The following is a 24,397-nucleotide window of genomic DNA, read 5'->3' as shown; positions in this document are numbered from 1 at the left end:
TGTTACATGAAAAAGAAATAGCAAACCACTATTTTGTGGTTTGCTATTTCTACTAAGAGCTGTATTGCTGATTAATGTCCTAACTCTAAGAAATTCGATGACATGACCAAACAATACCACCAGAGTTAGCGCCGCCTAGTGTAAGAGAGATAGTCAATCCATTTGCTTCATAGAACAAATCAATCGTATCTCCAGCATTTAAATTCACTTCTCCTGCTAAAGTGATTGTGCCATTTCCAAGAACTGCGCGTAAAGTTAATACAAGCGCCACATTGACATTTAGTACAGGGAACAAGCCACTAATTAAATTTGTAGTAGCATTTTGTCTAATTGCAAATGAAGGGTTTATTCCTGCTCCTAAAGTAACGGTAATAGCCGCAGCAGTGGAGTAGTTAATGGTTGCTTCAAAGGAATACCTACCTGTAGTTGGTACAGTGAATATCCCAGTTGTTGGATTGAAAGCAGGTGTTGTAAAGTATGGTGAAGCAACACTCCAGTTAGTGATTGAAGTAGATCCACTAACAGCCAACGTGTTTTTAAAGGCAGAGAATCCTTCAGTAAACGCAGGCCCAGTAGCACCCGTAGCGCCAGTTACACCAGTTACACCAGTAACGCCGGTAGCGCCAGTTACACCAGTAACGCCAGTAGGTCCGATTGCGCCAGTCGCGCCCGTAGAACCAGCAACACCGGTAGCCCCAGTTACCCCAGTAGCGCCAGTAGGTCCGATTGCACCAGTCAAGCCAGTAGCCCCGGTTATCCCAGTAGCGCCGGTAGCTCCAGTAACGCCGGTAGCGCCAGTTACACCAGTAACGCCGGTAGCCCCGGTTACACCAGTAACGCCAGTAGGTCCGATTGCGCCAGTCGCGCCCGTAGAACCAGCAACACCGGTAGCCCCAGTTACCCCAGTAGCGCCAGTAGGTCCGATTGCACCAGTCAAGCCAGTAGCCCCGGTTATCCCAGTAGCGCCGGTAGCTCCAGTAACGCCAGTAGCGCCAGTAGGTCCGATTGCGCCAGTCGCGCCCGTAGAACCAGCAACACCGGTAGCCCCAGTTACCCCAGTAGCGCCAGTAGGTCCGATTGCACCAGTCAACCCAGTAGCCCCAGTAACGCCAGTAGCCCCGGTTACACCCGTAGAACCAGTAACCCCCGTAGCGCCAGTCACGCCGGTAGCCCCAGTTATCCCAGTAGTGCCAGTAGGTCCGATTGCGCCAGTCGCGCCCGTAGAACCAGCAACACCGGTAGCTCCAGTTACACCAGTAGCGCCAGTAGGTCCGATTGCACCAGTCAAGCCAGTAGCCCCGGTTACACCCGTAGAACCAGTAACCCCAGTAGCGCCGGTCTCACCTGTAGCCCCAGCAACGCCGGTAGCTCCAGTAACGCCAGTAGGTCCGATTGCGCCGGTAGCCCCAGTTACACCAGTAACGCCAGTAGCCCCGGTTACTCCAGTAGCACCAGTAGGTCCGATTGCGCCAGTCGCGCCCGTAGAACCAGCAACACCGGTAGCTCCAGTAACGCCAGTAGGTCCGATTGCGCCAGTCGCGCCCGTAGAACCAGCAACACCGGTAGCTCCAGTAACGCCAGTAGGTCCGATTGCGCCAGTAACACCGGTAGCCCCAGTTACCCCAGTAGCGCCAGTAGGTCCGATTGCACCAGTAACGCCAGTAGCCCCAGTTACCCCAGCAACGCCGGTAGCTCCAGTAACGCCAGTAGGTCCGATTGCGCCGGTAGCCCCAGCAACACCGGTAGCCCCAGTTACCCCAGTAGCGCCAGTAGCCCCGGTTACACCCGTAGAACCAGTTACCCCAGTAGCGCCGGTCTCACCCGTAGCCCCAGCAACTCCGGTAGCGCCAGTAGCCCCAGCAACACCGGTAGCCCCAGTAACGCCAGTAGTGCCAGTAGCGCCGGTTACTCCAGTAACGCCGGTAGCGCCAGTAGCCCCAGCAACACCGGTAGCCCCAGTAACGCCAGTAGAACCAGTAGCGCCAGTAGCCCCGGTTACACCCGTAGCCCCAGTAACGCCAGTAGCGCCAGTAGGTCCGATTGCACCAGTCAAGCCAGTAGCCCCGGTTACACCCGTAGAACCAGTAACGCCAGTAGCGCCGGTCACACCCGTAGCCCCAGCAACACCGGTAGCCCCAGTTACTCCAGTAGTGCCAGTAGCGCCAGTAGCCCCGGTTACACCCGTAGAACCAGTAGCGCCGGTCACACCCGTAGAACCAGTAACGCCAGTAGCGCCGGTCACACCCGTAGCCCCAGCAACGCCGGTAGCGCCAGTAGCGCCAGTAGCCCCAGTAACGCCAGTAACCCCCGTAGCGCCAGTCACACCTGTACTACCTGTAGGTCCAGTTATCCCCCCAGTCGGTCCTGTAGGTTTCACTGGCCAAATTGGACAACTTGGAATAGGACCAGTTTTACAACAACAAGGAAATGAATGACACTTACTGCAAACTCTATCTATAAAATTTCCAAAATGCATAATCTCACCTCCTCTCTCAAATATCGTATTCTGATGAATGAGAAGGGAGGTAGACACATAACTATTAATTACTTGTAAATAGAGAGTTATTTATAGATTCGTTGCAACTGTATTTAAGATAATTGGATGTTTATCCTGCGAACAGGAGACGAAACTTTTTAGATGGTGATTGATATTTTTTAAGAGTCTTTTTGATTGATTGTTAAAATACGCTTGAAATATTCTTTATTGTGTAGAATTTTTGGGTCATTCGGAATAAACGAGCCCGCTAATTCATTATGGGCATTGGCTAGTTCATATTGTTGTAAGCGATCGTAAAGAACACAGAGCTGTAAGTGGGGTAGCCATGTAGAAAAGCTTTTGTTTTGAAAGGGCGCATTTGGCTTCTGTTTAATCACTAGAGCTTGCTCATACCAAAATATAGCTTCGTAATTTCTAGATTGTTCCATAAAGTGATAACCTAGGCGACAGCAGGCTTCTGGTCGGGGGATATCGTATTCAAAGCTTCGTAGTATAGCGCTGAAATTGTTTTCTTTATCGTTTAAATGGGAATAGCAATCAGCTAATTTTAAGCAGGCACGTATGTTATCTTCAATCCACCCTAATTTGGACGTTAAAAATAATTCATAATAATAAATAGCTTCCTCAAACAGGCCATGATCTACTAATTCATTAGCAAAATAAAATGTATCACGTGGTGATAGTGTTTCTCCCGTTTCAATCAGTTGTCTATAAATCGTAATATTGCGGGAGTGATCATGGGTTAACGGTAAATGGCTGACAGCTACATCACTATCAAACAACATACCACTAACTTCTAAATATTCATGAACTGCACCAATCCATTGAAATTGCTTTTCCCTTCTGACAAGTCGATATCTTCTTATTAAGGCATCTGCATTTCCCTCATGATCGAAACTTAAATGATAATTCATAGAAACAGCATCAATGTCGGAAGTAAGAGATGCTTTGAGTGCCTTTAATTTTTGGCGGTCTTCCTCTAAAAAAACATCGTCAGCATCAAGCCAGAGGATGTATTCTTTTGTTGCTTGTTGAAAGGAAAAGTTTCGTGCTGCTGCAAAGTGATGTATCCATTTAAAATCAAAAATTCGGTCTGTATATTGTGCAACCACTTGCTTTGTACTATCTGTTGATCCCGTATCAACAATATTAATTTCATCTACTATATCTTTGACAGAGTCAAGACATCGACCAATAACATCTTCTTCATTTTTTACAATCATACATAAGCTAATGGATATCATACTCTATTCCTCCTTACCATTATCTTTGTAATATATGTAAGGACGGAAATATTGGTTGGATGATTGAACTGTTAGAAGAATTGCGCGCCTGATATGTGAAATGTATTTTCATGGTTTGTCATAAATTTACCTTCCAAGTTTCACCCGAATTTCACAATTGTGAAGTATAGTAAAGGGGCAGAGGTGATAAAGTTGAAAAAATGGGTATTCTTCATTTTTTCGTTACTACAAATTATATGGTTAGCGGGTTGCGCTGAAAAGTCATATGAACCCATTGAAAGGGAACGAAGTTTTATAGCTTCATTGAACATACAAGAGCCATCATTAGATTTTATTGATGAGGATGGGAATATGCTTGCGACATGGTTATTTGATAAGGCTTATTCAGGGGCCATATTATTAGGAGATGACCAAGTTTTATTATATGGACACCAACTAAATAACATCGACGTCTATACAATATCCACCGGAGAAAAGCTCTATTCAAAAAAAGTAGAGATTGGTACGACCAATGTATACTACGATGACAACATCAAGCAATTTTTTATCACGAATAGTAAAACCAATACAGTGACAAGCTTTGATCAAGAAGGCAATCAGCTAGCTTCACAACAACTTGGCAATTATCCAATGTCAATGACATCGTATAGGGATAAACTATATGTTATTAATTTTAAAGATACAAAGTTATCTGTGTTAAATATGAAGGATTTAAAAATTGAGCAAGAGTGGCCGATTCAAAAATCTGCACATGGAATAGCTGTTCTAGAAGAAACACATGAGCTATGGGTAGGCGGTCATGGGGAAGGAAGTAAGCCAAATAGTTCTGTTAAAAAATATGATTTGACTACAGGTCAACTGCATGGAGAGATTGACATGCCTTTGATGCCAGTAGGATTAAAAAAGACCAAAGATGCTGTTCTTGTTGTAAGTCATGGTCACAACGAGTTATATGTGGCTGACTTTGATGGCCATATCAAATGGCAGCAAGAGGTTGGGGCAAATCCATTTGTAGTGGATCAATTTAAAGATTATATTGTTGTCGCTGGCTATGATGATCACACATTGTATTTTATAAAAGATGGCCAGAAGGAAAAAACAGTTGATGTGGGGAAAGGTGCTTTTCAGCTGTTAGTAAGGGAGGAACAATGATGACAACTGTATTAATAGTTGATGATGAGCAGGATATGCGTAATTTAATTGAAATGATGCTCAATAACTCTGATATAGAGACATTTACTGCCGCTAGTGGAACTGAGGCTTACGATGTAATAGTGCGTGAAAATATAGATTTAGTATTACTTGATGTAATGATGCCACATGAGGATGGTTTTGTTGTTTGTCAAAGTATTCGGGCTATGTCCAATGTGCCGATTATTTTTTTAACTGCACGTGATGCGAATGAGGATAAAGTGAAAGGTCTTACACTTGGCGGAGATGATTATATTGTTAAGCCATTTACACATGATGAACTCGTAGCCAGAATTTATGCTGTATTAAGACGAAGTGGTGCAAATATTACAGAACTACAGCAAAAGTACGTAATTTTTGGCTCTATTAAAATAGATGAAATAGCACGAAAAGTATCCGTTGATGGAAAGAGTATTCCACTTACTTTAAAGGAATTTGAACTCTTACACTTATTTATGAAAAATCCAGGAAATGCCTATTCGAGAGAGCAATTATTAGAACGCATTTGGGATATTGATTATGTAGGTGGAACACGCACGGTAGATACACATATTAAAACTTTACGAATAAAGCTTGGAAAGGATGCGGCTTCGCATATTCAAACCGTTTGGGGTGTGGGCTACCGCTTTGATCCTGGCGAATGAAAAAAATTGCCACGCGCATTTGGTTGTTAATTTTCGCCTTTTTAATTATTACCGTCGTCTTTATGTATGTTCTCACAAATTTTTTATATCAACGTTTATATGTACAAGATACAGAAGATACAATGGTCGAAGTTGGATTGAAGCTACAAACAATGTATGACAATGGCAAGGTAACGGATGAATTTATTGCAGATATTGAAGAATTTAATGATTATTCCAATTTGAATATATTTGCGGTAAGGAATCCTCGTGAATTAAGTGCCTGTGTTCCATTTGATATCGATTATGAGACATTGATTGGTCCTGAGGAAAGACAAAAATTATTGGCAGGAAAGTATGTACAAAAAATTGGGTACGAGCCTCGCTTTGATCGACAACTTATTTCGGTGGTTGTACCACTTGTTGATCAAAATCGATTAGAAGGTATTATTTATATTTATTTCCCACTGGCCAAAATTAGTGAATTGGCAAATAGTGGAGTTATTTTATTGTTTATTAGTGCCTTCATATTTTTAGTAGTTGTTAGCTATTTAATTTATAAAGGGATTCGACATATTATGCGACCATTAAACGATTTACAGCTTGCAGTGGAGCAGATGTCCTATGGGAATTATGAGACTCGTGTACCTGTCAATTCACGAGATGAAATCGGTAAATTATCTAGTACCTTTAATAAAATGGCAGAGGCCATTCAGCAAGAGGATGAAGCACAAAAAACATTCTTGGCAACAGTCTCGCATGAATTACGAACACCAATTAGCTATGTAAAGGGCTATAGCGAAGCCATGCAAAATGGCATCATCACAGAAGGCCAAAAAGAAGAAACCATTCAGCTAATCGTCCGTGAGGCCAATCGCATGGAACGCTTAACAAACGAATTACTTCAACTGGCAAGAACAGAAAATGAACAAACTGACATTGATTTATATCCAATTCCATTAGGTGAAACATTACGAGAGGTTCAAAAAATCTTAACGCATCAAGCAAATAAAAAGAACATAACTTTATATTTAGATGTAGATGATGCCCTAATTATTGAAGCGGATGAAGTAAAACTAAAACAAATTTTTATTAACATTATTGAAAATGCGATAAATTACTCGCATGAAAATTCTAAGGTAGAAATTGTTGCTGCTGAAAAGGCTGGTAGTGCACAAATTACCATTAGGGATTATGGAATTGGTATTCCTGTCGAGGATTTAACCCATGTCACTGAACGATTTTATCGTGTTAACAAAGCTCGAAGTCGTGCGGACGGTGGTAGTGGACTAGGTTTATCGATTGTTGAACAGTTATTAAAACAGTTACAGGGAACGTTAGAAATTGAAAGTGTTGTTGAAAAAGGCACATCCGTGAAGATACGGTTGCCATTAATGGAGGATTAAAAGATGAAAAAGTGGTTATTTGCGCTAATTGCAGTCCCTACATTATTAGTAGGATGTGGAGAAAAAAAAGAGGCATTGCCAGAACCAGAAGTACCTCAGATCCCAGAAGTTGAAATTTTAACACCAAAAGAAGTAGCACTCAATGAAACGATTGAGCTGGCAGCACATGTTGAACAAGGTGGAAAAAATGTCGATGATGCTGTAGTAGAATTTGAAGTTTGGGAATCAGGAAAACGCGATGAAGGACAAATGATTGATGGGAAATTAGAGCAAGACGGTGTATATAAAGCAACGACTACTTTTGATCATGATGGTGTGTATTATATGTATGCACATACAACAGCTAACGGTGTTCATAATATGCCAAAGCAACAAATTATTGCTGGAAGCCCTGATATGACAAAGGTTGTCCCAGAGGATGAAAAAGCCAATAACAGCATGGATAATAACATGATGGATCATAATAATGACTCTTCAGATGATATGGATCATGAGGAAGAGAAAAAAGATGAAAAAAATCATCATTAAAGGCTTGCAATTTTTTTGAAATAGGAATATGATAATGACCAGATGACCGAAATGGTTTTCTGGTCATTTTTATTAAAGTGTACGAGAGATGTACATAACCTAACTAGAAAGGATGTTACTAATGGATCGTAGGCAGGAAATTCTTGAAGCAGCTGCAAAATCTTTTACATTGTTTGGCTACAAGGCAACAACAATGGAGCAAGTGGCTAAAATCGCCAATGTCGGTAAAGGTACGATTTATACATTCTTTGCAAATAAAGAAATTTTATTTCAAGAGATCGCAATGTCACTTGTACGAGAGATGAAAGCGGAAGCAGATGCAGTGTTGGATGCATCAGCAAGCTTTATGGATAATGCGCATAATGCTTTAATGAAAATGCTACAGTTCCGAGAAAAACATCTTTTATTTGCAAAGCTAATCGAGGAAGAAAAAGAATTACGAACACCAGCAGTTAAACAGGTGCTACTACGTATCGAGACTGAAATCTTATCGTATGTCGCAGAGTTAATACAACGACGTATTAATAAAGGTGAAATTAGAGAGTGTGATGCGGAGCTAGTTAGTTACTTATTGCTGAAGGCATATCTTGCTTTTGTTGTCGATTGGCATGAGTTACATGGTGATGTAATCCCTGAAGAAAAGATTCTTAATCTTTTTAAGGAAACTATCTTTCGAGGTTTGATTTTAACTTGATTCGATAAAATACAGCTGTATAAGTATTGAATCAAGTGCTCTTTTTGCAATATTGTCGAGGTTGATTATTTTTTTGAATGAAAATGACCAAATGACGTTTTCGGTCAAATAGTTTAGGAGTGAGGATATTATATGATTAAAGCTGAGTGGCTGAAGATCTTTAAAACAAGAAAAATGCTTGTGTCAATCATTGCTGTATTATTTATTCCAGTAATGTATGCGGGTATGTTTTTATGGGCGTTTTGGGATCCTTATGCGGGGCTTCCTAATCTTCCAGTAGCTGTTGTTAATGAGGATACTGGTGCTGAGATGGATGGCGTTAAATTAGACTTAGGGGATACCTTGGTCGATAAATTGATAGATAGCGAGCAATTTAACTTTATAGAAGTTTCAAAAGATGAAGCTGAAAAAGGCTTAAATAGTCGTGACTATTATATGATTTTAGAAATTCCAACAAATTTCTCTGAACATGCAACAACACTATTAGATGACAAACCATCAAAATTAGTAATGAACTACATTCCAAACGAGGGATTGAACTTCCTTGGTGCTCAAATTGGTGAGACTGCAATGGATCGTGTACGCGCTGAAGTAAATTCTCAAGTATCAGCGACTTATGCTGAAAAATTATTTGATTCCATTGCAACACTTGGAGATGGCTTTACAGAAGCTGCAGATGGCTCAAATAAGCTAGATGAGGGTGCACAAAAAGTAGCGAATGGTGCAAAAGATTTAAAAGGATATCTGGAGCAACTAGCATCGAGCACAGTTGAACTATCAAATGGTACTGATAAATTAACAAAAGGTGCAGGAGATGCCGCAAAAGGCGCGAATGACTTATCTAGTGGTTTAGTCAAACTACAAGATGGTACTGTTCAATTACAACAGGGTGCACAGCAAGCTGCAAATGGAGCAACGAGCCTTGAACAGGGGTTATCACAATATACACAAGGTGTTGCAAAAGTTGGTGCTGGTTTAAACACTTTAAACGACAAACAACAGCAAATTAGTGCAGGTGCAGCATCTATTGCTGAGAATGCCGGTGCATTGAATGGTGCAGCAACTCAATTAACAGCGGGATCTGCAAAAGTAGAGGCAGGCATTACAGCTCTATCAAATCAATTACAAACGATGATGGCTTCAATGCCTGAAGAGCAAGCAGCAGCGTTGAAACAAACATTAGCGGAACTGCAGGCAGGTAGTGCTAGTGTGCATAACGGTTTAACATCCTTATCAGCTGGTACAGAAAAATTACAAGCTGGTGCCAATCAAGTAAGCTCTGGGGCAACTCAAATTGCAGCAGGTCAAGCAGAAGTGCTAGCTGGTGCGAATGCATTAACAGCTAAAAGTAATGCTTTATTGGAAGGTGCAAAAGGTCTACAAGCAGGTAATGCTACATTAGCTGCAAAATTAGGTGAACTACATGCAGGTGTGAATACAGCTGTAACAGGTTCAAAAACATTAGCATCTGGTTTAAATGAATTAGCGAATGGTACAACAACATTAAATCAAGGTACTTCAACACTTGCTTCAAAATCTGGTGAGCTAGCACAAGGATCTGCAACACTTGCAGATGGTTCGACGGAGCTTGCAGATGGTACAGCTACTTTATCTGGTAAATTAGGTGAGGCTAGTGAAAAAGCAAATGAAGTTAAAGCAAATCAAGACACGTATGATATGGTAGGTAGTCCAGTTGAAGTTGAAAAAGAGTCTGTAAACCATGTTCCTAACTATGGTACAGGTTTTGCACCGTACTTTATTTCTCTAGGTTTATTCGTAGGTGCATTATTAATTTCAATTGTGTTTCCACTTGTTGAACCTGCTATTCGTCCTAAAAACGGGGCATCTTGGTTTACAAGTAAAGTGACAGTACTAGCAGTCGTAGGTTTAGTGCAAACATTACTAACAGTAGTTATTGTTAAATGGGGTCTAGGCCTCGAAGTGAATAACATGGGCTACTTTATTTTAACAGCCTTATTAACAAGCTATGTATTTTTAGCCTTAATCCAAATGCTTGTTTCGATCTTTGGTGACCCTGGTCGTTTCATGGCAATTGTTGTACTAATTATACAATTAACAACAAGTGCAGGTACATTCCCATTAGAATTAATACCTTCACCATTACAAGTATTTAACAAGCTATTACCGATGACATATACAGTTCAAGCATTTAAATCAAGTATTTCTACTGGTGATACGTCATTCTTAATGCAAAACTATGGAGTTCTAGCTGGCTTCTTAGTAGCATTCTTAGCGATCACATTTGGTTACTTTATGCTACTGCACAATAAACGTTACTCTAAAGTAGCTGAAGAAAACTAAACATGAAGCACTCACCTAATGTACGGTGAGTGCTTTGTTGTTCATAGGAGGTATGTAATAATTCTTCAGCCTCAAATGAAATAAATAAAAACGAAGTTATCTATAGAAATTTTATGAAAAAAAGTATGGATTTCCATTGTGGGCCATTTGCTTTTTAAGTGGGCGAGCTGCTCCTCGGGACGCTGGCAGAACGGAAATCCCCTTCCCTTGCCAAAAGGTCTTTCTCTGCTAGTGATTGTCTTTTTCAAAAACATAAAAACAACAGCTGATATGAGCGTATCAGCTGTTGTTTTTTGTAAGTGTAAGAGATTTAATTAAGGGTTCATCAAAATATGATGAAGGGTGTCATGATTGCTACGTGTGGGGCACGTATATGACTATATCAGAATAGGCAAATGCTTATAGGTGGTTACATTTTTCACAAGTGTTGCTGTAGCATTCGCTTTGTTCTTCCATTTTTTCACCGCACTCAGTACATTGCTTAGCAGGTAAATTCTTGAAAAATTCAACTACGTTTTCTAACATTGTGGACTCCTCCTTTAAGTTCATCTGTACTATTACTGTTTTGATATTTTCTAGTGTATTATAACAGATGCTTTTCGTCAACACAAAATGCCTAATTTACGGTAAAATAAATATGGATATTTTGTGAAGGAGGAAACGTGAACTATGATTTTCGTTGATAATAAAGGGATCCATGATCCACGCATTAATCTTGCTATTGAGGAGTATTTGTTAAAAACAATGGACGTTGAGAAAGAGCCAGTGCTCCTTTTCTACATTAATCAACCGTCTATCATCATCGGTAAAAACCAAAATACGATTGAAGAAATCAATACAGACTATGTAGAGGACAATGGCATTATTGTTGTGCGCCGTCTTTCAGGTGGTGGTGCTGTTTATCATGATTTAGGCAATCTTAACTTCAGCTTTATTACAAATGATGATGGCGATAGCTTTATGAACTATAAAAAATTCACACAACCAGTCGTTGACGCTCTAGCAAAAATGGGTGTGAATGCAGAGCTCTCAGGACGTAATGATATACTAGCAGAGGGACGTAAAGTTTCAGGAAATGCTCAGTTCTCTACAAAAGGACGTATGTTCAGCCATGGTACATTGATGTTTGATACAGAAATCGATGCGGTTGTCTCAGCCTTAAAGGTCAAAAAGGATAAAATCGAATCAAAAGGTATTAAATCAATTCGCTCACGAGTAGCAAACATTTCAGAGTTTTTAAAAGAGCAAATGACAGTTGAGGAATTCCGTCTTGAAATTTTGAAATCCATTTTTGGTGGGGAAGAAAATATTCGTTATTATGAGCTAACCGAAGATGATTGGGCAAATATCCACAAGCTATCAGAGGAACGCTATCAAACATGGGAGTGGAATTTTGGGAAATCACCACGCTTTAATATTCAAAAAACACACCGATTCCCAACAGGAGGCATTGATATTCGCCTAGAAGTAAATCATGGTGTGATGGAAGAAGTGCATATTTTTGGAGATTTCTTTGGTGTCGGTGATATGGCTGATATAGAACAGCGCTTAGTTGGGACAAACTATGACAGAGCGGCTATTGCTAAGGCATTAGCAGACATTGATATCCCTACATATTTTGGTGGAATTTCAACTGAGGACTTTTTACAATTAATTTATTAAGGAAAATACGGTTTCATGTAATGTTTTAGCCTAAAGGTTCGCTGACAATTATGTCGTCGAACCTTTTTTTGATACAATATAGAAAGAAAGGAGTGTTGATATGGAAAAGCATCGAATATTCATAGTTGAAGATGATGTCAAGATTGCATCATTACTAGCGGAAACGCTTAGAAAATATCAATACGAAGTTGCAACAATTCAAGAATTTGATCATCTTATAGAAGAATTTACAGCATTTAATCCACATATGGTGCTGCTTGATATAAATTTACCCGCTTACGATGGCTATTATTGGTGTCGCCAGCTACGTCAGCATACAACATGTCCAATAATTTTCATTTCTGCACGCTCAGGAGAAATGGACCAAATCTTTGCGCTTGAAAATGGGGGCGACGATTTTATTACAAAGCCTTTTAACTACGAAATTGTGTTGGCTAAAATCCGTAGTCATCTACGCCGTACATATGGTGAATATGCAGCAAGGCAAGAAGAACGGACAATCAAGCAAGGACAGCTTGTACTTCATTTAGAAAGAATGGAGCTACATAAAAATGATTTAGAAATTCCACTTCAGAAAAAAGAATGTATCATCTTAGAGCTATTGATGGGCAATGCACCGAAAGTAGTTTCGCGTGAGCAATTGTTAGAGGAGCTTTGGGACGATCAAGCATTTGTCGATGAAAACACTTTGAATGTGAATATGACCCGAGTTCGAAAAAAGTTAGCGGATTATCATATATCGTCAACAATCGAAACGGTACGTGGTGCAGGCTATCGATTCATATTAAGTGCAGGTGAGCTATAGTGGGCTGGAAACTTTTTTTACGTGATTATGCATCATTTATTGTGTTCCAGCTCTTATTAGTTGGCTTCATCATGGTTATCTATGCACTCGACGGTTTTCGAAATATTGATACGGCTATTTATTCCTTTTGTATTAGCCTTGTGCTATTAGCATCCTTTTTACTTGTCCGCTATTTAATGCGGCAACGCTACTTATTGAAGATAACTCAGCTTCCATCAGCAATGGAGGATGTGCTACAAAAAAATGCAAAAACGCCAGAAGCTATACAAACCGAGAAGTATATGCATGAATTGTATCGACTTTATCAACATGAGCTGCATGCTTTATATGCAAGTCAAAAAAGGCATGATCAATTTATGAACCAGTGGGTCCATCAAATGAAAACACCTATTTCAGTGATTGAATTATTATTACAAGATGACCGACCTCTTGATAAAAAGAATGTTCAGGAGGAAATCGATCGCTTGCGTAGAGGATTGGACATGGTACTTGTTAATGCACGCCTAGAAAATTTTGAGGATGATATGCAAGTAGAGCGGGTTGCGTTAAAAGGTATTGTAACTGCAACTGTTAATGAAAATAAACGTTTATTTATTACGAAAAGAGTTTTCCCGGAAATTCATATTGACGACGATCTAATTGTTGCCAGTGATTCAAAATGGCTTCGTTTCATTCTTGGACAATTTATCACCAATGCAGTGAAATACACGTTTGAAGCCAATAAAAAAATTGTTATTTCTGCCATTGAAAAGGATGACTATGTACAACTTGCGATTTGTGATGAGGGTATTGGGATTCCAGCTTCCGATCTTTCTCGTGTTACGAAAGCCTTTTTTACTGGCGAAAATGGGCGGAAAACAGGTGAATCAACTGGAATGGGCCTTTATTTAGCCAAAGAAATCTGTGAAAAGCTAGGGCATGAGCTGGCTATTACATCAGAGGTAGGAAAAGGGACGATTGTGACAGTAACATTTACAAATTAGGGGGCACTAGGATGGTAGAGGTACGTATAGAAGATTGGAAACTAACGATTGATAAGGAGAAAACAAATGCGCTTTATATGACACATCTGCAAGCGGGAGATCCATTAGCCTATCAAAATTTTATCCTGGCAAATGAAAAGTTAGATGAAGAACTACTGCATTTTTCAAAGAGCCTTGGGTTAAACTTACAGCAACCAACATTATTGAATGCTTTTCCTGTAGACGGTCAACAGATTATGTATAGTGGGTATTATACTGTATGTGGGGAAATCGTAGAGGGAGAAATGGATGCTTGGGATGTGATTATTGGGGAGCATTGCTTTAGTTTAGTAGAGGAAGAGTCAATACTGGCTTTAACAGAGCCTCATTTTCACATTGGTTTTGAGGTCGTTTTACAGTGGCTTTTACCTCAATCCTTAGAATTAATGAAGAAATAAGGTGAATGAAGTATGCCTATTTTACAAATTAAAGATGTGACAAAAGTGTACGAAGGTAAAGTAACGCATCGAGCATTAAATCAATTGAGCTTTGACGTGGAAGAAGGCGAGTTTTTAGCTGTTATGGGGCCCTCAGGAAGCGGTAAAACGACATTGTTGAATATTATTTCGACCATCGATGAACCAACTAGTGGAGAAATCATTTTAGATGGAATGAATCCACATAAGTTGAATGCTACAGAGCTTGCCTATTTTAGAAGAAGACAGCTTGGCTTTGTGTTTCAGGATTTCAATCTTTTGCATATGCTGACGGTCGAGGAAAATATCGTGTTGCCCTTAACGTTAGATCAACAGCCACTAGAGGTAATGGAGGAGCGTCTGGCAAGTATTGTAGAAAAGCTAGATTTAACTTCCTTCCTTCATAAACGTCCAAATGAAATATCTGGGGGACAGGCACAAAGAACAGCAATTGGTCGTGCGCTTATTCATAATCCTAGTCTCATTTTAGCGGACGAACCTACAGGTAATTTAGATTCAAATTCTTCACGTGATGTGCTTGAACTATTGACAAAGGTGAATCAGGATAAACAAACGACAATCGTGATGGTCACGCATGATCCAATTGCAGCAAGTTATTGTGATCGAGTGTTATTCATTAAAGATGGTGAATTTTTTAATGAAATTTATCGAGATGACCGCCGTCAGATGTTTTTCCAACGTATTTTAAATGTTTTGAGCTTACTAGGAGGAGGGCAAGTAGGTGACCTTTCGACAATTCGCTTACCGTAATGTCGTGCGGAACAGCCGGATATATGGCGCCTTTTTCATGGCAAGCTTTTTTTCTGTGGCTGTATTTTTTATCTATTCCATGCTGATGTTTCACCCTGATATTGAACGTGGGATATTAGGGGAGATGTCTCTCATTGGGATGGTGGGGGCTGAAATTGTTCTCGTCCTGTTTACATTATTCTTTTTATATTATTCCATGAGTGCCTTTTTAGAGGCCAGATCACATGAATTTGCTATTTTATTGCATTTGGGAATGGAAAAACGTCAGATGAATAAACTTGTCTTTTTAGAGACAATGATTATTGGAACAGGCTCCATTATTGTAGGGATTGTCTTTGGTTTCTCCTTTTCAAAATTCTTTTTTATGATTGTTAGGGAAATTTTACATTTAGAAGATTTACCACTCTATATTTCATGGGAGCCATTTTTATTAACGATTGGTGTTTTCACAAGTGCATTTTTCGTCATTTCATTTATTAGTGTGTATTTTACACGAGAGAGAAAATTACGAGATCTTATAAAAGGCAGTGATTATTTAAATAGCTTAACAACGTATTCCAAAATACGAGCTTTCTATGGTATTTCTTTAATTGTAACGACGTATATTCTCGCGTTTGTTGTCGGACATACATCACTAATTGGGCTAACGCTGTTAATACCATTTTCCGCAACATTTGGCACCTATTATTTTTTCAGTGATTCTGTACCTTGTTTTTTAGATTTAGCACGTGGGAAACGCAAATATCATTGGCAACGCTACCGTCTACTATCGCTAGCAGAACAAACGCATATAATGATGGATAACGTGAAAATGTTTTTCGTTGTGACGATGGTATCGACACTTGCATTTTTATCTGTTGGTGTTTTAGCAACAATGTCCTCCTATACAACGCAATATGATCGATTAAATCCACTCGGGCTGGTTTATAAAGGGGATGTCGATAATCCATATGAACGGGAGCATATCAATTCTTTAAGGCTGCAATTAGAGGAGAAAGGTTTATCTTATCAGCTATCCCGTTTTATTGTTGTGAAGCAAACCTCCTCTTTCACTCGAAATGAAGTGGAGGTTTTTCGAGAGTCCGATATGAATGTCCTGCTTTCTTCCTACAGTTATCCATTATTGAATCTGGAAGCAGGTGAGGCAGTATTCATTCCTTATTCGGAGGATTCCCTAAAAAAATTAAAAGATCGAGTTGTGCATACTGTTTTAGAAGAAAACAATATACCGCTCACTATTGATAGTGTCTATCCAAAAATAGTGTTTCCAGGCTCGATTGTCAGTGTCAATTCGATTGTCATTAGTGATGAAGACTTCGCGAAGCTTATTCATCCGATTTCCGATCAAGACATTATTCAACCAAGCTATCATCTTTTTACATTTGTTATTCCTCAATGGATGGAAACGAAGGATATTGGTAAGGATATCGATCATCTAGAATCCAATTTATATTTTATTAAAAAGGATAAGTTTAGCCCTTTTTACTTTGAAAATGCAGGATTAAATTATTCTTATATACTAGCTACCTACTCATTATTTACATTAGTGGGTGTTTTAGTAGCCACTGTATTTTTACTTGCAGCTGGTAGCTTTATCTATTTTAAATTGCATACATCCCTCGAACGTGAAAAGCGTAAATTTGATGTATTAAAACGTATGGGTTTAACAGATACAGAGTTAAAAAAGCTAGTTAATCGCCATTTGTTTCCCCAATTCTTTTTACCTTGGGGTGTTGCGATGATGCATAGTGCCTTTGCTTTTCTAATGGTTCAAGGTATTTTAAGGGACATTGCGAATATATCGATTGTAAAAGAAGTATTCTTTGCTTTTGGCTTTTTTGTATTAATACAAGTGGTTTATTTTTATTTAATTCGATGGCGCTATATCTCCCATATTCGCTCATGAAGTAATGGTTTAAAAGAGAAAAAAATGAATTATTTAACGTAATTTATGACATGAGATAAAAAGACTCATTGTTTTTTAGATATATTTCTTATATAATATTACTGAATAACGATTCATTTTATACGATAAGGGGATGGTGTAATTGAATTTAGTTTCACGTGTTCGTCAACAGGCAACAGAACAACCTGAAAAAGTGGCGTATCATTTTATGGGGAAAGATACGACTTACGGGGAATTTGAGCATACAGTTGGCCGCTTTGCAAAGGGATTACAAGATTTAGGCGTTGAAAAAGGGGATCATGTGGCGTTTTTACTCGGCAACACGCCACACTACTTAATTGCCCTCTATGCAACAATGCGCTTAGGGGCAACAGCAATACCTGTTAATCCAATCTATACACCGGATGAAATTTCTTACATTTTGCATAATGGAGATGTAAAAGCAGTCATTGCTCTGGATATGTTGCTGCCATTGGTTGAAAAAGGTGTACAAGCATTTCCACAGGTAAAAACATTTATAGTTTGTGAAACCACACCAGATATAGCGGAAAAAGTGGCAGCTTTATCACCACAAGCACAAGAAAAAACACATTTATTTACACATGTAATCGCCAAAACCACTCAATCTTTACAACCTGTTGAAGTTGCAGAGGATGACAATGCTATTATTTTATATACTTCAGGAACTACAGGTAGTCCAAAGGGAGCCATGCTGACACATGGCAATGTGTACTCAAATGCACGTGATGTTGCGCATTATTTAGGCATTAATGCAGAGGACCGTGTTATTGCGACACTACCTGTATTCCATGTATTTGCCTTAACGGTAGTGGTGAATGCGCCTTTATTAAGTGGGGCAACAGTTTTACTTGCACCACGCTTTAGCCCTAGCGAAATTTTTGCTTTAGCACGAGAGCAAAAAGCAACGGTATTTGCTGGTGTTCCTACTATGTATAATTTCTTGTACCAATTACCTGAGGGCAATCCTGAAGATTTCTCGACAATTCGTTTAGCTATTTCAGGTGGTGCCTCCTTGCCTGTTGCGCTACTACATAATTTCGAACAGAAATTTAATGTGCGTGTGTCAGAGGGCTATGGCTTATCCGAAGCTTCACCCGTGACATGTTTTAACCCATTAGATCGTGATCGTAAAGCTGGCTCTATTGGAACATCCATTAGCAATGTCGAGAATAGAGTTGTTGATGTTAATGGTCAGGAAGTACCTGTGGGCGAAGTTGGAGAGCTAATTGTACGTGGTCCAAATGTGATGAAGGGATACTATAAAATGCCTGAAGAAACGGCGATGGCGATTCGTGACGGCTGGCTCTATACAGGAGATTTAGCAAAGGTAGATGAAGAAGGGTATTTTTACATTGTCGATCGTAAAAAGGATATGATTATTGTAGGGGGCTTTAATGTTTATCCTCGTGAAGTAGAGGAAGTGCTGTTTGCCCATAATAATATTGTAGAAGCAGCAGTGGTAGGCTTCCCAGACCCTAACTTAGGGGAAGCAGTACATGCCTATGTTGTGCTGAAAGAAGTAGCTGCTACTACAACAGATGATCTACTATCCTATTGTGCTAAACATATGGTGAAGTATAAGGTTCCGAAAGTAATTGAAATACTGGATGAACTACCAAAAAACACAACAGGAAAAATATTAAGACGCTCATTAAAAGAGAAAGTTTAAACGAGAAAAGCTACTATTGAAAAATGGTAGCTCTTTTTTTGTACATTATTCGTATAATAGTAAAATCAGTTGAGAGTAGATGTCTGTAAGTGATAAAATCAAACTTGTGAAATCTTCTACATACTTTTCAAGAGCTTGTCATATAGTGAGAAAGTAATGTAAAAAGACGTACAAAACTGGAACCCTTTGAGGTGAAGCCACGTCAAAACTTTTAGGTAAAAATACTATTGAAAGAGAGCATACAAAAACATGTTAGAACTCATTAAGGAGTTAATAAGTTTTATTGTGCATATCGATGTGCATTTAGAGGAAATTATTCGTGATTTTGGCAATTGGAGCTATCTTATTTTATTTGCGATTGTTTTTGTAGAAACAGGTGTTGTTATTTTCCCATTCTTACCTGGTGATTCCTTGTTATTTGCAAGTGGAACATTAGCTGCGGCAATGGGTGCATTCGATATGTGGATTTTAATCCCTGTATTTTTAGCAGCAGCTATTTTGGGAGATACGATGAACTATCATATTGGACATAAGGTAGGGACATCTATTCCGCCAAAGAGCCTCCTCGGTAGAGTTGTTAAGAAAGAGCGTATGGAAGCAGCTGAAAAATTCTTTAATACACATGGTGGGAAAACGATCGTAATCGCACGTTTCATGCCATTTATTCGTACATTTATCCCGTTTGTGGCGGGTGCAAGTAAAATGAAATATAGTTATTTCTTATTTTATAATATTTTTGGTGCAATTTTATGGGTATTCAGTTGTACGTTATTAGGTTACTTCTTTGGGAATATTCCAATTATTAAAGATAACTTCTCTGTTGTATTGATTTTGATTATCTTTATATCAGTTGTGCCTGCAGTGATCGGTGCAATTAAATCCAAAGTCGGTAAATAATATGGACAGTCCTTAAGTGATTCATCATCACAGGGACTGTCCTTTCTTTATTATTTGCTGAAAAAGCAAAGTTGGCATGTTAAGTTAGCTTGAAGTATAAGCATCAGGTCGTAAAAAATGTTATACTATAAATTACTAGAAAATGGAGAAATGGGGGGCAATGGAATGGAAGTATTCATTGGCAGACAGCCTATATTTAATCTTCATGAGCAAGTCGTTGCATATGAATTGTTATACCGTAGCAAAAATGTAAATGCCTTTCCAATGGTCGATTCAGATGCAGCAACGATTGATGTACTTGTGAACTCATTTCTTTCAATTGGTTTTGAAGAGGTAACGAAAGGTAAGCCTGGCTTTGTTAATTTTACTGAAAACTTATTGATGAGCTCTATACATGAATTTTTAAATCCCTCACAGGTAGTGATTGAGATATTAGAGGATGTTCCACTTACCTCTCAATTAGTGGAGCGTGTAATTGAGCTAAAAAAACAGGGGTTTCAAATTGCCTTGGATGATTTTATGATGGATGATCAGGTGGAAGTTTATGATGAATTATTTGCACAAATTGATTATATTAAGGTGGATTTTTTAGCTTCTTCCATCGTAAAAAGAATGGAAATCGAAAATAAAGTTAAGGAGAAATTTCCACATATTCAATTGCTCGCTGAAAAGGTAGAGACGCGTCATCAATTTGAAGTCGCTAAATCCTCAGGCTATGTGTTATTTCAAGGTTATTTTTTTGAACAACCGCAAATAATACGAGCAACAGACATTCCAGCAAATGCGATTCAATATATTCACATTATCTCTTTACTAAAAGAGGAAGAACCAAATATTCATTTGTTAGCGGAAAATATTGAACGTGATATTTCATTGACATACAAATTATTGCAAATGATTAATAACTCATCTAAACGTTCTAAATCAAAAGTGCGCTCCATCAAGCAAGCGATTGTGTTATTGGGCGTATCCAATTTACGAAAATGGATTTATTTATTGGCCATGCGTGAAATTGATATTGATGCTGATTCTGATCTTTTTAAAGAAGTGATGTGTACGTCTTTATTCCGAGCTAAGGTTTGTGAAAAACTAGCTAAGCTTGCTTATAAAAAGAATTTCTCAGAATATTTTTTAGTCGGCATGTTTTCTCTAATTGATACATTACTTCAAAGACCGATGAATGTTATTTTACAGCAGCTACCATTCTCAGAGGCTATTACGAATACCATTTTAGGCTTTGAAACGGAAATGACCCCATATTTGGAGTTTAGTATTGCGTTAAGTAAACTTGATTGGCCACGATTAGAAGAGCTAGCTGTACAGTTGAATATTCAGTTAGTTGACATTGATCTTTTATATTATGAAGCCATCGAATGGGCAGAAAAATCATTTTAAACCAAATCAACAAAGCTATCTTATTGAATACTGTAAGATAGCTTATTTTATACCTTCCTCAATCTAGTATCCCTTCATCATGATGAAGTTCTCAATGCTAAAAGTATTTGCTATAATCATCTCGTCTTTAAAAAATTCTGATAGTTGAAGTGGGCGTGGGGAAATGAAACATGATGTGAGAGATAGCATTGTGGAGTATGTGTATGTCATTGTAGGAGCGGCAATAATTGCTATTGGTTTTAATGTCTTTTTATTACCAAATCAAGTCGCTTCAGGTGGGGTAAGTGGAATAAGTACGATTTTGCATGGTTTATTTGGTTGGAATCCGGGAATTGTTCAGTATGCATTTAACATTCCGCTTTTTATTGCTGGTGTTTTATTATTGGGCAAAAAATTTGGAATAAAATCCTTTATTGGGACAATTACATTACCTTTTATCGTCTTATTAACAAATAGCTGGGAGCCGTGGACTGATAATCCTTTATTGGGTGCTCTTTTTGGTGGAATTGTTGTTGGCCTAGGAATAGGACTGGTCTTTAAGGGGAATGCTTCAACTGGTGGCACTGATTTACTGGCGCAAATCATTACGAAGTTTACAGGATTGTCGCTTGGAACAAGTGTGCTGTTAATAGATGGCGTTATCGCAATTAGTGCAGCAATTGTTTTTGACTTAGAAAAAGGTTTGTATGCTCTGATTGGACTTTATGTTACCACAAAAACGATTGATATTATTCAGCTAGGTTTTAGTCAGTCTAAAATGGTCTATATCATTACATTGAAACAAGATGAGGTAAGGGAAGCCATTTATGCTGAAATTAATCGTGGTGTAACGAAGTTACCAGCAATTGGAGGGTATACAGGAGAAGCACGACCAGTTCTGATGGTTGTTGTTTATCAAACAGAATTCACAAAGCTGAAACAACTCATTAAAAGCGTTGACCCATCAGCGTTTGTTATCGTTTCTGATGCATATGAGGTATTAGGAGAAGGTTTCAAACGTGCATAATTTTGGTATAATGGCGGCGTAAGGTATTTATTATGAGGAGGGGTACTAATGAAAAAAGCAATGTTAACATTAGTGTTCGGATCAGCAATCTTCTTAGCAGCATGTGGCGGCGGAGATAAAACTGCATCAAATAATGGTAATGAGACTGCTACAGAGCCAGATGGCGAAGCAATAGCGATGAAATCTTGTGTTACTTGTCATGGTGGCGAGCTACAAGGTGCAAATGGTCCAGCATTAAATGATGTAGGTTCACGTTTGTCTGAATCAGAAATTTTAGATATTATAAATAATGGTAAAAACGGCATGCCTGCAGGATTAGTAAAAGGTGCAGATGCTGAAGCTGTTGCTAAATGGTTAGCAACTCAAAAATAATTGCTTTTTAAAAACTAGCGGGCTGGAGAGCCGCTAGTTTTTTTAGTGCAAGTAAACGCTGTATTGAGAGTAAATACATTTCTTTTACACATAGACATGCTAAAATAAGATGAACCTTATCCATTGATTGGAGGCTTTTTCATTGGTCGTAGTATTAACAAGAGATGTTATGGAGAAATTTAAATTAGAGTTATTAGCTGGTGAAGAAGGAATAGGCAGGACAATTGTGACAAGTGATATCTCAAGACCAGGGCTTGAGATGGCAGGATACTTTACTCATTATCCAGCAAATCGTGTACAATTGCTTGGCAAGACTGAACTTTCCTTTTTTGAAATGCTCCCAGCGGATGTTAAGCTTGAGCGTATGCGTTTACTTTGTTCACAGGATACACCTGCTATTATTATTTCTAGAGATTTAGAAGTACCAGAGGAGCTTATTCAGGCCTCAAACGAAAAGCATGTACCTGTGTTTAAAACACATATGACAACAACCAAATTTTCGAGTAGATTGACGAACTACTTAGAGGGGCGCTTAGCTCCAATGACAGCAGCACATGGTGTACTTGTCGATGTGTATGGCATTGGAGTGCTTATAATCGGTAAAAGCGGCGTAGGTAAAAGTGAAACAGCACTTGAGCTTGTAAAAAAGGGTCATCGTTTAGTTGCTGATGATTGTGTTGAAATTCGTCAAGAATCAGAAAACCTATTAATTGGAAGCCCTCCACCTTTGTTAGAGCACTTATTGGAAATACGAGGCATCGGCATTATTGACATTATGACACTCTTTGGTGCAAGTGCAGTACGCCCCTATAAACGTATTACCCTCATCATTGAGCTCGAAATATGGGATCCACAAAAAGTTTATGATCGATTGGGCTTAGAAGAAGAAAAAATGAAAATAATTGACACGGAACTAACAAAACTAACAATTCCAGTAAGACCTGGACGCAATGTCTCCGTTATTATTGAAGTGGCAGCGATGAACTATCGTTTAAAGAAAATGGGCGTCAATGCGGCAGAGGAATTTTCAAGACGTTTAGATGAAGTGATTTCATCAAATGATGTGTTAGACGATTAAAAAGCGAACAACATTGTTCATGACATATTGAGAGGAGTAGAAGATGGATTTATTACTATTGCAAATTGACCCGATTGCCTTTCATTTAGGACCAATTCCAGTTCGTTGGTATGGATTGCTGATTGTGTCGGGAATCATTTTAGCTTATGTTGTTGGGCAAAGAGAGGCCGTTAAGCGAGGTCTGCCTGAAGACTTTCTTGCAGATTTATTATTATGGGCAGTTCCTATATCCATTATCTGTGCACGTATTTACTATGTGTCAATGCGATGGGATTACTATAGCGAAAATCCAGGCAAAATCATAGAGATATGGAATGGTGGTATTGCCATCCATGGTGCACTCATCGGGGCATTTGTCACAGCTTACATATATACTCGTATAAAAAATGTAAGCTTTTTACGAGTAGCAGATATTGCAGCACCTAGTATTTTAATCGGCCAGATTATTGGTCGATGGGGCAACTTTATGAACCAAGAGGCCTATGGTGGCGAGGTATCGAAAGCATTTTTAGAAAACCTAATGCTACCAGACTGGATTATTAATCAAATGTATATTGAAGAATTAGGTTCATATGTTCATCCCACTTTTTTATATGAATCGATTTGGAACCTAATTGGGCTTATTATTCTATTAGTTTTGCGTAAAGTGAACTTACATCGTGGAGAAATATTCTTTAGCTATTTAATTTGGTATTCAATTGGTCGTTTCTATATCGAAGGAATGCGCACAGATAGCCTTTACTTAGTGGGAGATTTACGTTCAGCACAGGTTGTATCCATTATCGGTATTGTAGTTGGTCTAGGTGCAATTATTTATCGTAGAATAAAGGTGAAACCAGCCGTAAAATACTTGGATAATAAATAAGGGGTTG

General features: G+C 38.7%; 22 protein-coding genes. 19 read left to right on the top strand and 3 right to left on the bottom strand.

Going from position 1 to position 24,397, the window contains the following annotated elements:
• Nucleotides 1-85: 85 nt before the first annotated feature.
• On the bottom strand, nt 86-2,476 hold the full coding sequence (locus tag LBYS11_RS24150; RefSeq protein ID WP_103118794.1) for a beta strand repeat-containing protein: 2,391 nt from the start codon (nt 2,474-2,476) through the stop codon (nt 86-88).
• Between the two features lie 179 nt (nt 2,477-2,655).
• Nucleotides 2,656-3,741 (bottom strand): glycosyltransferase family 2 protein, encoded by a 1,086-nt coding sequence (locus LBYS11_RS19060; protein ID WP_103118793.1) that lies wholly within the window; start codon nt 3,739-3,741, stop codon nt 2,656-2,658.
• A gap of 303 nt (nt 3,742-4,044) precedes the next feature.
• Between LBYS11_RS19060 and LBYS11_RS19055 the strand changes: the two genes are divergently transcribed.
• From LBYS11_RS19055 to LBYS11_RS19030, 6 genes are all read left to right on the top strand, one after another.
• Nucleotides 4,045-4,893: a YncE family protein gene (locus LBYS11_RS19055; RefSeq protein WP_233732186.1), complete on the top strand. Its 849-nt coding sequence runs from the start codon at nt 4,045-4,047 to the stop codon at nt 4,891-4,893.
• Nucleotides 4,893-5,576, top strand: coding sequence for a response regulator transcription factor (locus LBYS11_RS19050; protein WP_004230448.1), 684 nt, complete (start codon nt 4,893-4,895; stop codon nt 5,574-5,576). The genes LBYS11_RS19055 and LBYS11_RS19050 overlap by 1 nt, the downstream gene beginning before the upstream one ends.
• Nucleotides 5,573-6,961, top strand: coding sequence for a sensor histidine kinase (locus LBYS11_RS19045; protein ID WP_054549576.1), 1,389 nt, complete (start codon nt 5,573-5,575; stop codon nt 6,959-6,961). The genes LBYS11_RS19050 and LBYS11_RS19045 overlap by 4 nt, the downstream gene beginning before the upstream one ends.
• A 3-nt stretch (nt 6,962-6,964) precedes the next feature.
• The gene (locus LBYS11_RS19040) at nt 6,965-7,489 is read left to right on the top strand and encodes a FixH family protein (protein WP_103118791.1); all 525 of its coding nucleotides are present in this window, start codon (nt 6,965-6,967) and stop codon (nt 7,487-7,489) included.
• 121 nt (nt 7,490-7,610) lie between these two features.
• Nucleotides 7,611-8,183 (top strand): TetR/AcrR family transcriptional regulator, encoded by a 573-nt coding sequence (locus tag LBYS11_RS19035; protein ID WP_009373269.1) that lies wholly within the window; start codon nt 7,611-7,613, stop codon nt 8,181-8,183.
• A 132-nt stretch (nt 8,184-8,315) separates the two neighbouring features.
• Entirely contained in the window at nt 8,316-10,505 is a 2,190-nt protein-coding gene (locus LBYS11_RS19030) for a YhgE/Pip domain-containing protein (RefSeq protein ID WP_103118790.1), read from the top strand.
• 399 nt (nt 10,506-10,904) lie between these two features.
• Here LBYS11_RS19030 and yhfH read toward each other — a convergent pair whose 3' ends face one another.
• Nucleotides 10,905-11,030 (bottom strand): protein YhfH, encoded by a 126-nt coding sequence (yhfH, locus tag LBYS11_RS19025; protein WP_004230455.1) that lies wholly within the window; start codon nt 11,028-11,030, stop codon nt 10,905-10,907.
• A 144-nt stretch (nt 11,031-11,174) separates the two neighbouring features.
• On the opposite strand from yhfH, the gene LBYS11_RS19020 reads away from it, so the two are divergent.
• From LBYS11_RS19020 to lgt, 13 genes are all read left to right on the top strand, one after another.
• Entirely contained in the window at nt 11,175-12,167 is a 993-nt protein-coding gene (locus tag LBYS11_RS19020; protein ID WP_048390817.1) for a lipoate--protein ligase, read from the top strand.
• A gap of 100 nt (nt 12,168-12,267) precedes the next feature.
• On the top strand, nt 12,268-12,972 hold the full coding sequence (locus LBYS11_RS19015; RefSeq protein ID WP_004230457.1) for a response regulator transcription factor: 705 nt from the start codon (nt 12,268-12,270) through the stop codon (nt 12,970-12,972).
• Nucleotides 12,972-13,955, top strand: a complete 984-nt coding sequence (locus LBYS11_RS19010; RefSeq protein ID WP_048390819.1) for a sensor histidine kinase — start codon at nt 12,972-12,974, stop codon at nt 13,953-13,955. The genes LBYS11_RS19015 and LBYS11_RS19010 overlap by 1 nt, the downstream gene beginning before the upstream one ends.
• 11 nt (nt 13,956-13,966) lie before the next feature.
• Nucleotides 13,967-14,392: a hypothetical protein gene (locus tag LBYS11_RS19005; protein WP_048390821.1), complete on the top strand. Its 426-nt coding sequence runs from the start codon at nt 13,967-13,969 to the stop codon at nt 14,390-14,392.
• A gap of 12 nt (nt 14,393-14,404) precedes the next feature.
• A complete protein-coding gene (locus LBYS11_RS19000; RefSeq protein ID WP_004230460.1) occupies nt 14,405-15,181 on the top strand; it encodes an ABC transporter ATP-binding protein in 777 nt (258 codons plus the stop codon).
• Entirely contained in the window at nt 15,153-17,087 is a 1,935-nt protein-coding gene (locus LBYS11_RS18995; protein ID WP_054549574.1) for an FtsX-like permease family protein, read from the top strand. Before LBYS11_RS19000 ends, LBYS11_RS18995 begins: the two co-directional genes overlap by 29 nt.
• Nucleotides 17,088-17,229: 142 nt before the next feature.
• Nucleotides 17,230-18,777: a fatty acid--CoA ligase family protein gene (locus LBYS11_RS18990; protein WP_103118789.1), complete on the top strand. Its 1,548-nt coding sequence runs from the start codon at nt 17,230-17,232 to the stop codon at nt 18,775-18,777.
• Between the two features lie 249 nt (nt 18,778-19,026).
• On the top strand, nt 19,027-19,674 hold the full coding sequence (locus LBYS11_RS18985; protein WP_048390828.1) for a VTT domain-containing protein: 648 nt from the start codon (nt 19,027-19,029) through the stop codon (nt 19,672-19,674).
• Between the two features lie 117 nt (nt 19,675-19,791).
• Nucleotides 19,792-21,069: an EAL and HDOD domain-containing protein gene (locus LBYS11_RS18980; protein ID WP_233732185.1), complete on the top strand. Its 1,278-nt coding sequence runs from the start codon at nt 19,792-19,794 to the stop codon at nt 21,067-21,069.
• Nucleotides 21,070-21,232: 163 nt separating this feature from the next.
• A complete protein-coding gene (locus tag LBYS11_RS18975) occupies nt 21,233-22,075 on the top strand; it encodes a YitT family protein (protein ID WP_004227970.1) in 843 nt (280 codons plus the stop codon).
• A 48-nt stretch (nt 22,076-22,123) separates the two neighbouring features.
• Nucleotides 22,124-22,447: a cytochrome c551 gene (gene cccB, locus LBYS11_RS18970; protein ID WP_048390832.1), complete on the top strand. Its 324-nt coding sequence runs from the start codon at nt 22,124-22,126 to the stop codon at nt 22,445-22,447.
• A gap of 142 nt (nt 22,448-22,589) precedes the next feature.
• Nucleotides 22,590-23,525, top strand: a complete 936-nt coding sequence (hprK, locus tag LBYS11_RS18965; RefSeq protein WP_004227974.1) for an HPr(Ser) kinase/phosphatase — start codon at nt 22,590-22,592, stop codon at nt 23,523-23,525.
• Nucleotides 23,526-23,568: 43 nt separating this feature from the next.
• Nucleotides 23,569-24,390 carry a prolipoprotein diacylglyceryl transferase gene (gene lgt, locus LBYS11_RS18960; protein ID WP_004227978.1) on the top strand — a complete coding sequence of 274 codons (822 nt, stop codon included), beginning with the start codon at nt 23,569-23,571 and terminating at the stop codon, nt 24,388-24,390.
• Nucleotides 24,391-24,397 lie beyond the last annotated feature (7 nt).

It is taken from the genome of Lysinibacillus sp. YS11 (assembly GCF_002896375.1).
Taxonomy (GTDB): domain Bacteria; phylum Bacillota; class Bacilli; order Bacillales_A; family Planococcaceae; genus Lysinibacillus; species Lysinibacillus capsici.
This window is presented reverse-complemented; position numbering and strand designations above follow the sequence as displayed.

Excerpts from the sequence above, each read along its gene's own strand:
- LBYS11_RS19030 (WP_103118790.1), top strand. The coding sequence starts at position 8,316 with ATGATTAAAGCTGAGTGGCTGAAGATCTTTAAAACAAGAAAAATGCTT.
- LBYS11_RS19000 (WP_004230460.1), top strand. The coding sequence starts at position 14,405 with ATGCCTATTTTACAAATTAAAGATGTGACAAAAGTGTACGAAGGTAAA.
- LBYS11_RS19035 (WP_009373269.1), top strand. The coding sequence starts at position 7,611 with ATGGATCGTAGGCAGGAAATTCTTGAAGCAGCTGCAAAATCTTTTACA.
- LBYS11_RS19015 (WP_004230457.1), top strand. The coding sequence starts at position 12,268 with ATGGAAAAGCATCGAATATTCATAGTTGAAGATGATGTCAAGATTGCA.
- LBYS11_RS24150 (WP_103118794.1), bottom strand. The coding sequence starts at position 2,476 with ATGCATTTTGGAAATTTTATAGATAGAGTTTGCAGTAAGTGTCATTCA.
- LBYS11_RS19060 (WP_103118793.1), bottom strand. The coding sequence starts at position 3,741 with ATGATATCCATTAGCTTATGTATGATTGTAAAAAATGAAGAAGATGTT.
- LBYS11_RS19045 (WP_054549576.1), top strand. The coding sequence starts at position 5,573 with ATGAAAAAAATTGCCACGCGCATTTGGTTGTTAATTTTCGCCTTTTTA.
- LBYS11_RS18985 (WP_048390828.1), top strand. The coding sequence starts at position 19,027 with ATGTTAGAACTCATTAAGGAGTTAATAAGTTTTATTGTGCATATCGAT.
- lgt (WP_004227978.1), top strand. The coding sequence starts at position 23,569 with ATGGATTTATTACTATTGCAAATTGACCCGATTGCCTTTCATTTAGGA.
- LBYS11_RS18980 (WP_233732185.1), top strand. The coding sequence starts at position 19,792 with ATGTTATACTATAAATTACTAGAAAATGGAGAAATGGGGGGCAATGGA.
- LBYS11_RS19005 (WP_048390821.1), top strand. The coding sequence starts at position 13,967 with ATGGTAGAGGTACGTATAGAAGATTGGAAACTAACGATTGATAAGGAG.
- LBYS11_RS19050 (WP_004230448.1), top strand. The coding sequence starts at position 4,893 with ATGACAACTGTATTAATAGTTGATGATGAGCAGGATATGCGTAATTTA.
- LBYS11_RS19020 (WP_048390817.1), top strand. The coding sequence starts at position 11,175 with ATGATTTTCGTTGATAATAAAGGGATCCATGATCCACGCATTAATCTT.
- yhfH (WP_004230455.1), bottom strand. The coding sequence starts at position 11,030 with ATGTTAGAAAACGTAGTTGAATTTTTCAAGAATTTACCTGCTAAGCAA.
- cccB (WP_048390832.1), top strand. The coding sequence starts at position 22,124 with ATGAAAAAAGCAATGTTAACATTAGTGTTCGGATCAGCAATCTTCTTA.
- LBYS11_RS18975 (WP_004227970.1), top strand. The coding sequence starts at position 21,233 with ATGAAACATGATGTGAGAGATAGCATTGTGGAGTATGTGTATGTCATT.
- LBYS11_RS19040 (WP_103118791.1), top strand. The coding sequence starts at position 6,965 with ATGAAAAAGTGGTTATTTGCGCTAATTGCAGTCCCTACATTATTAGTA.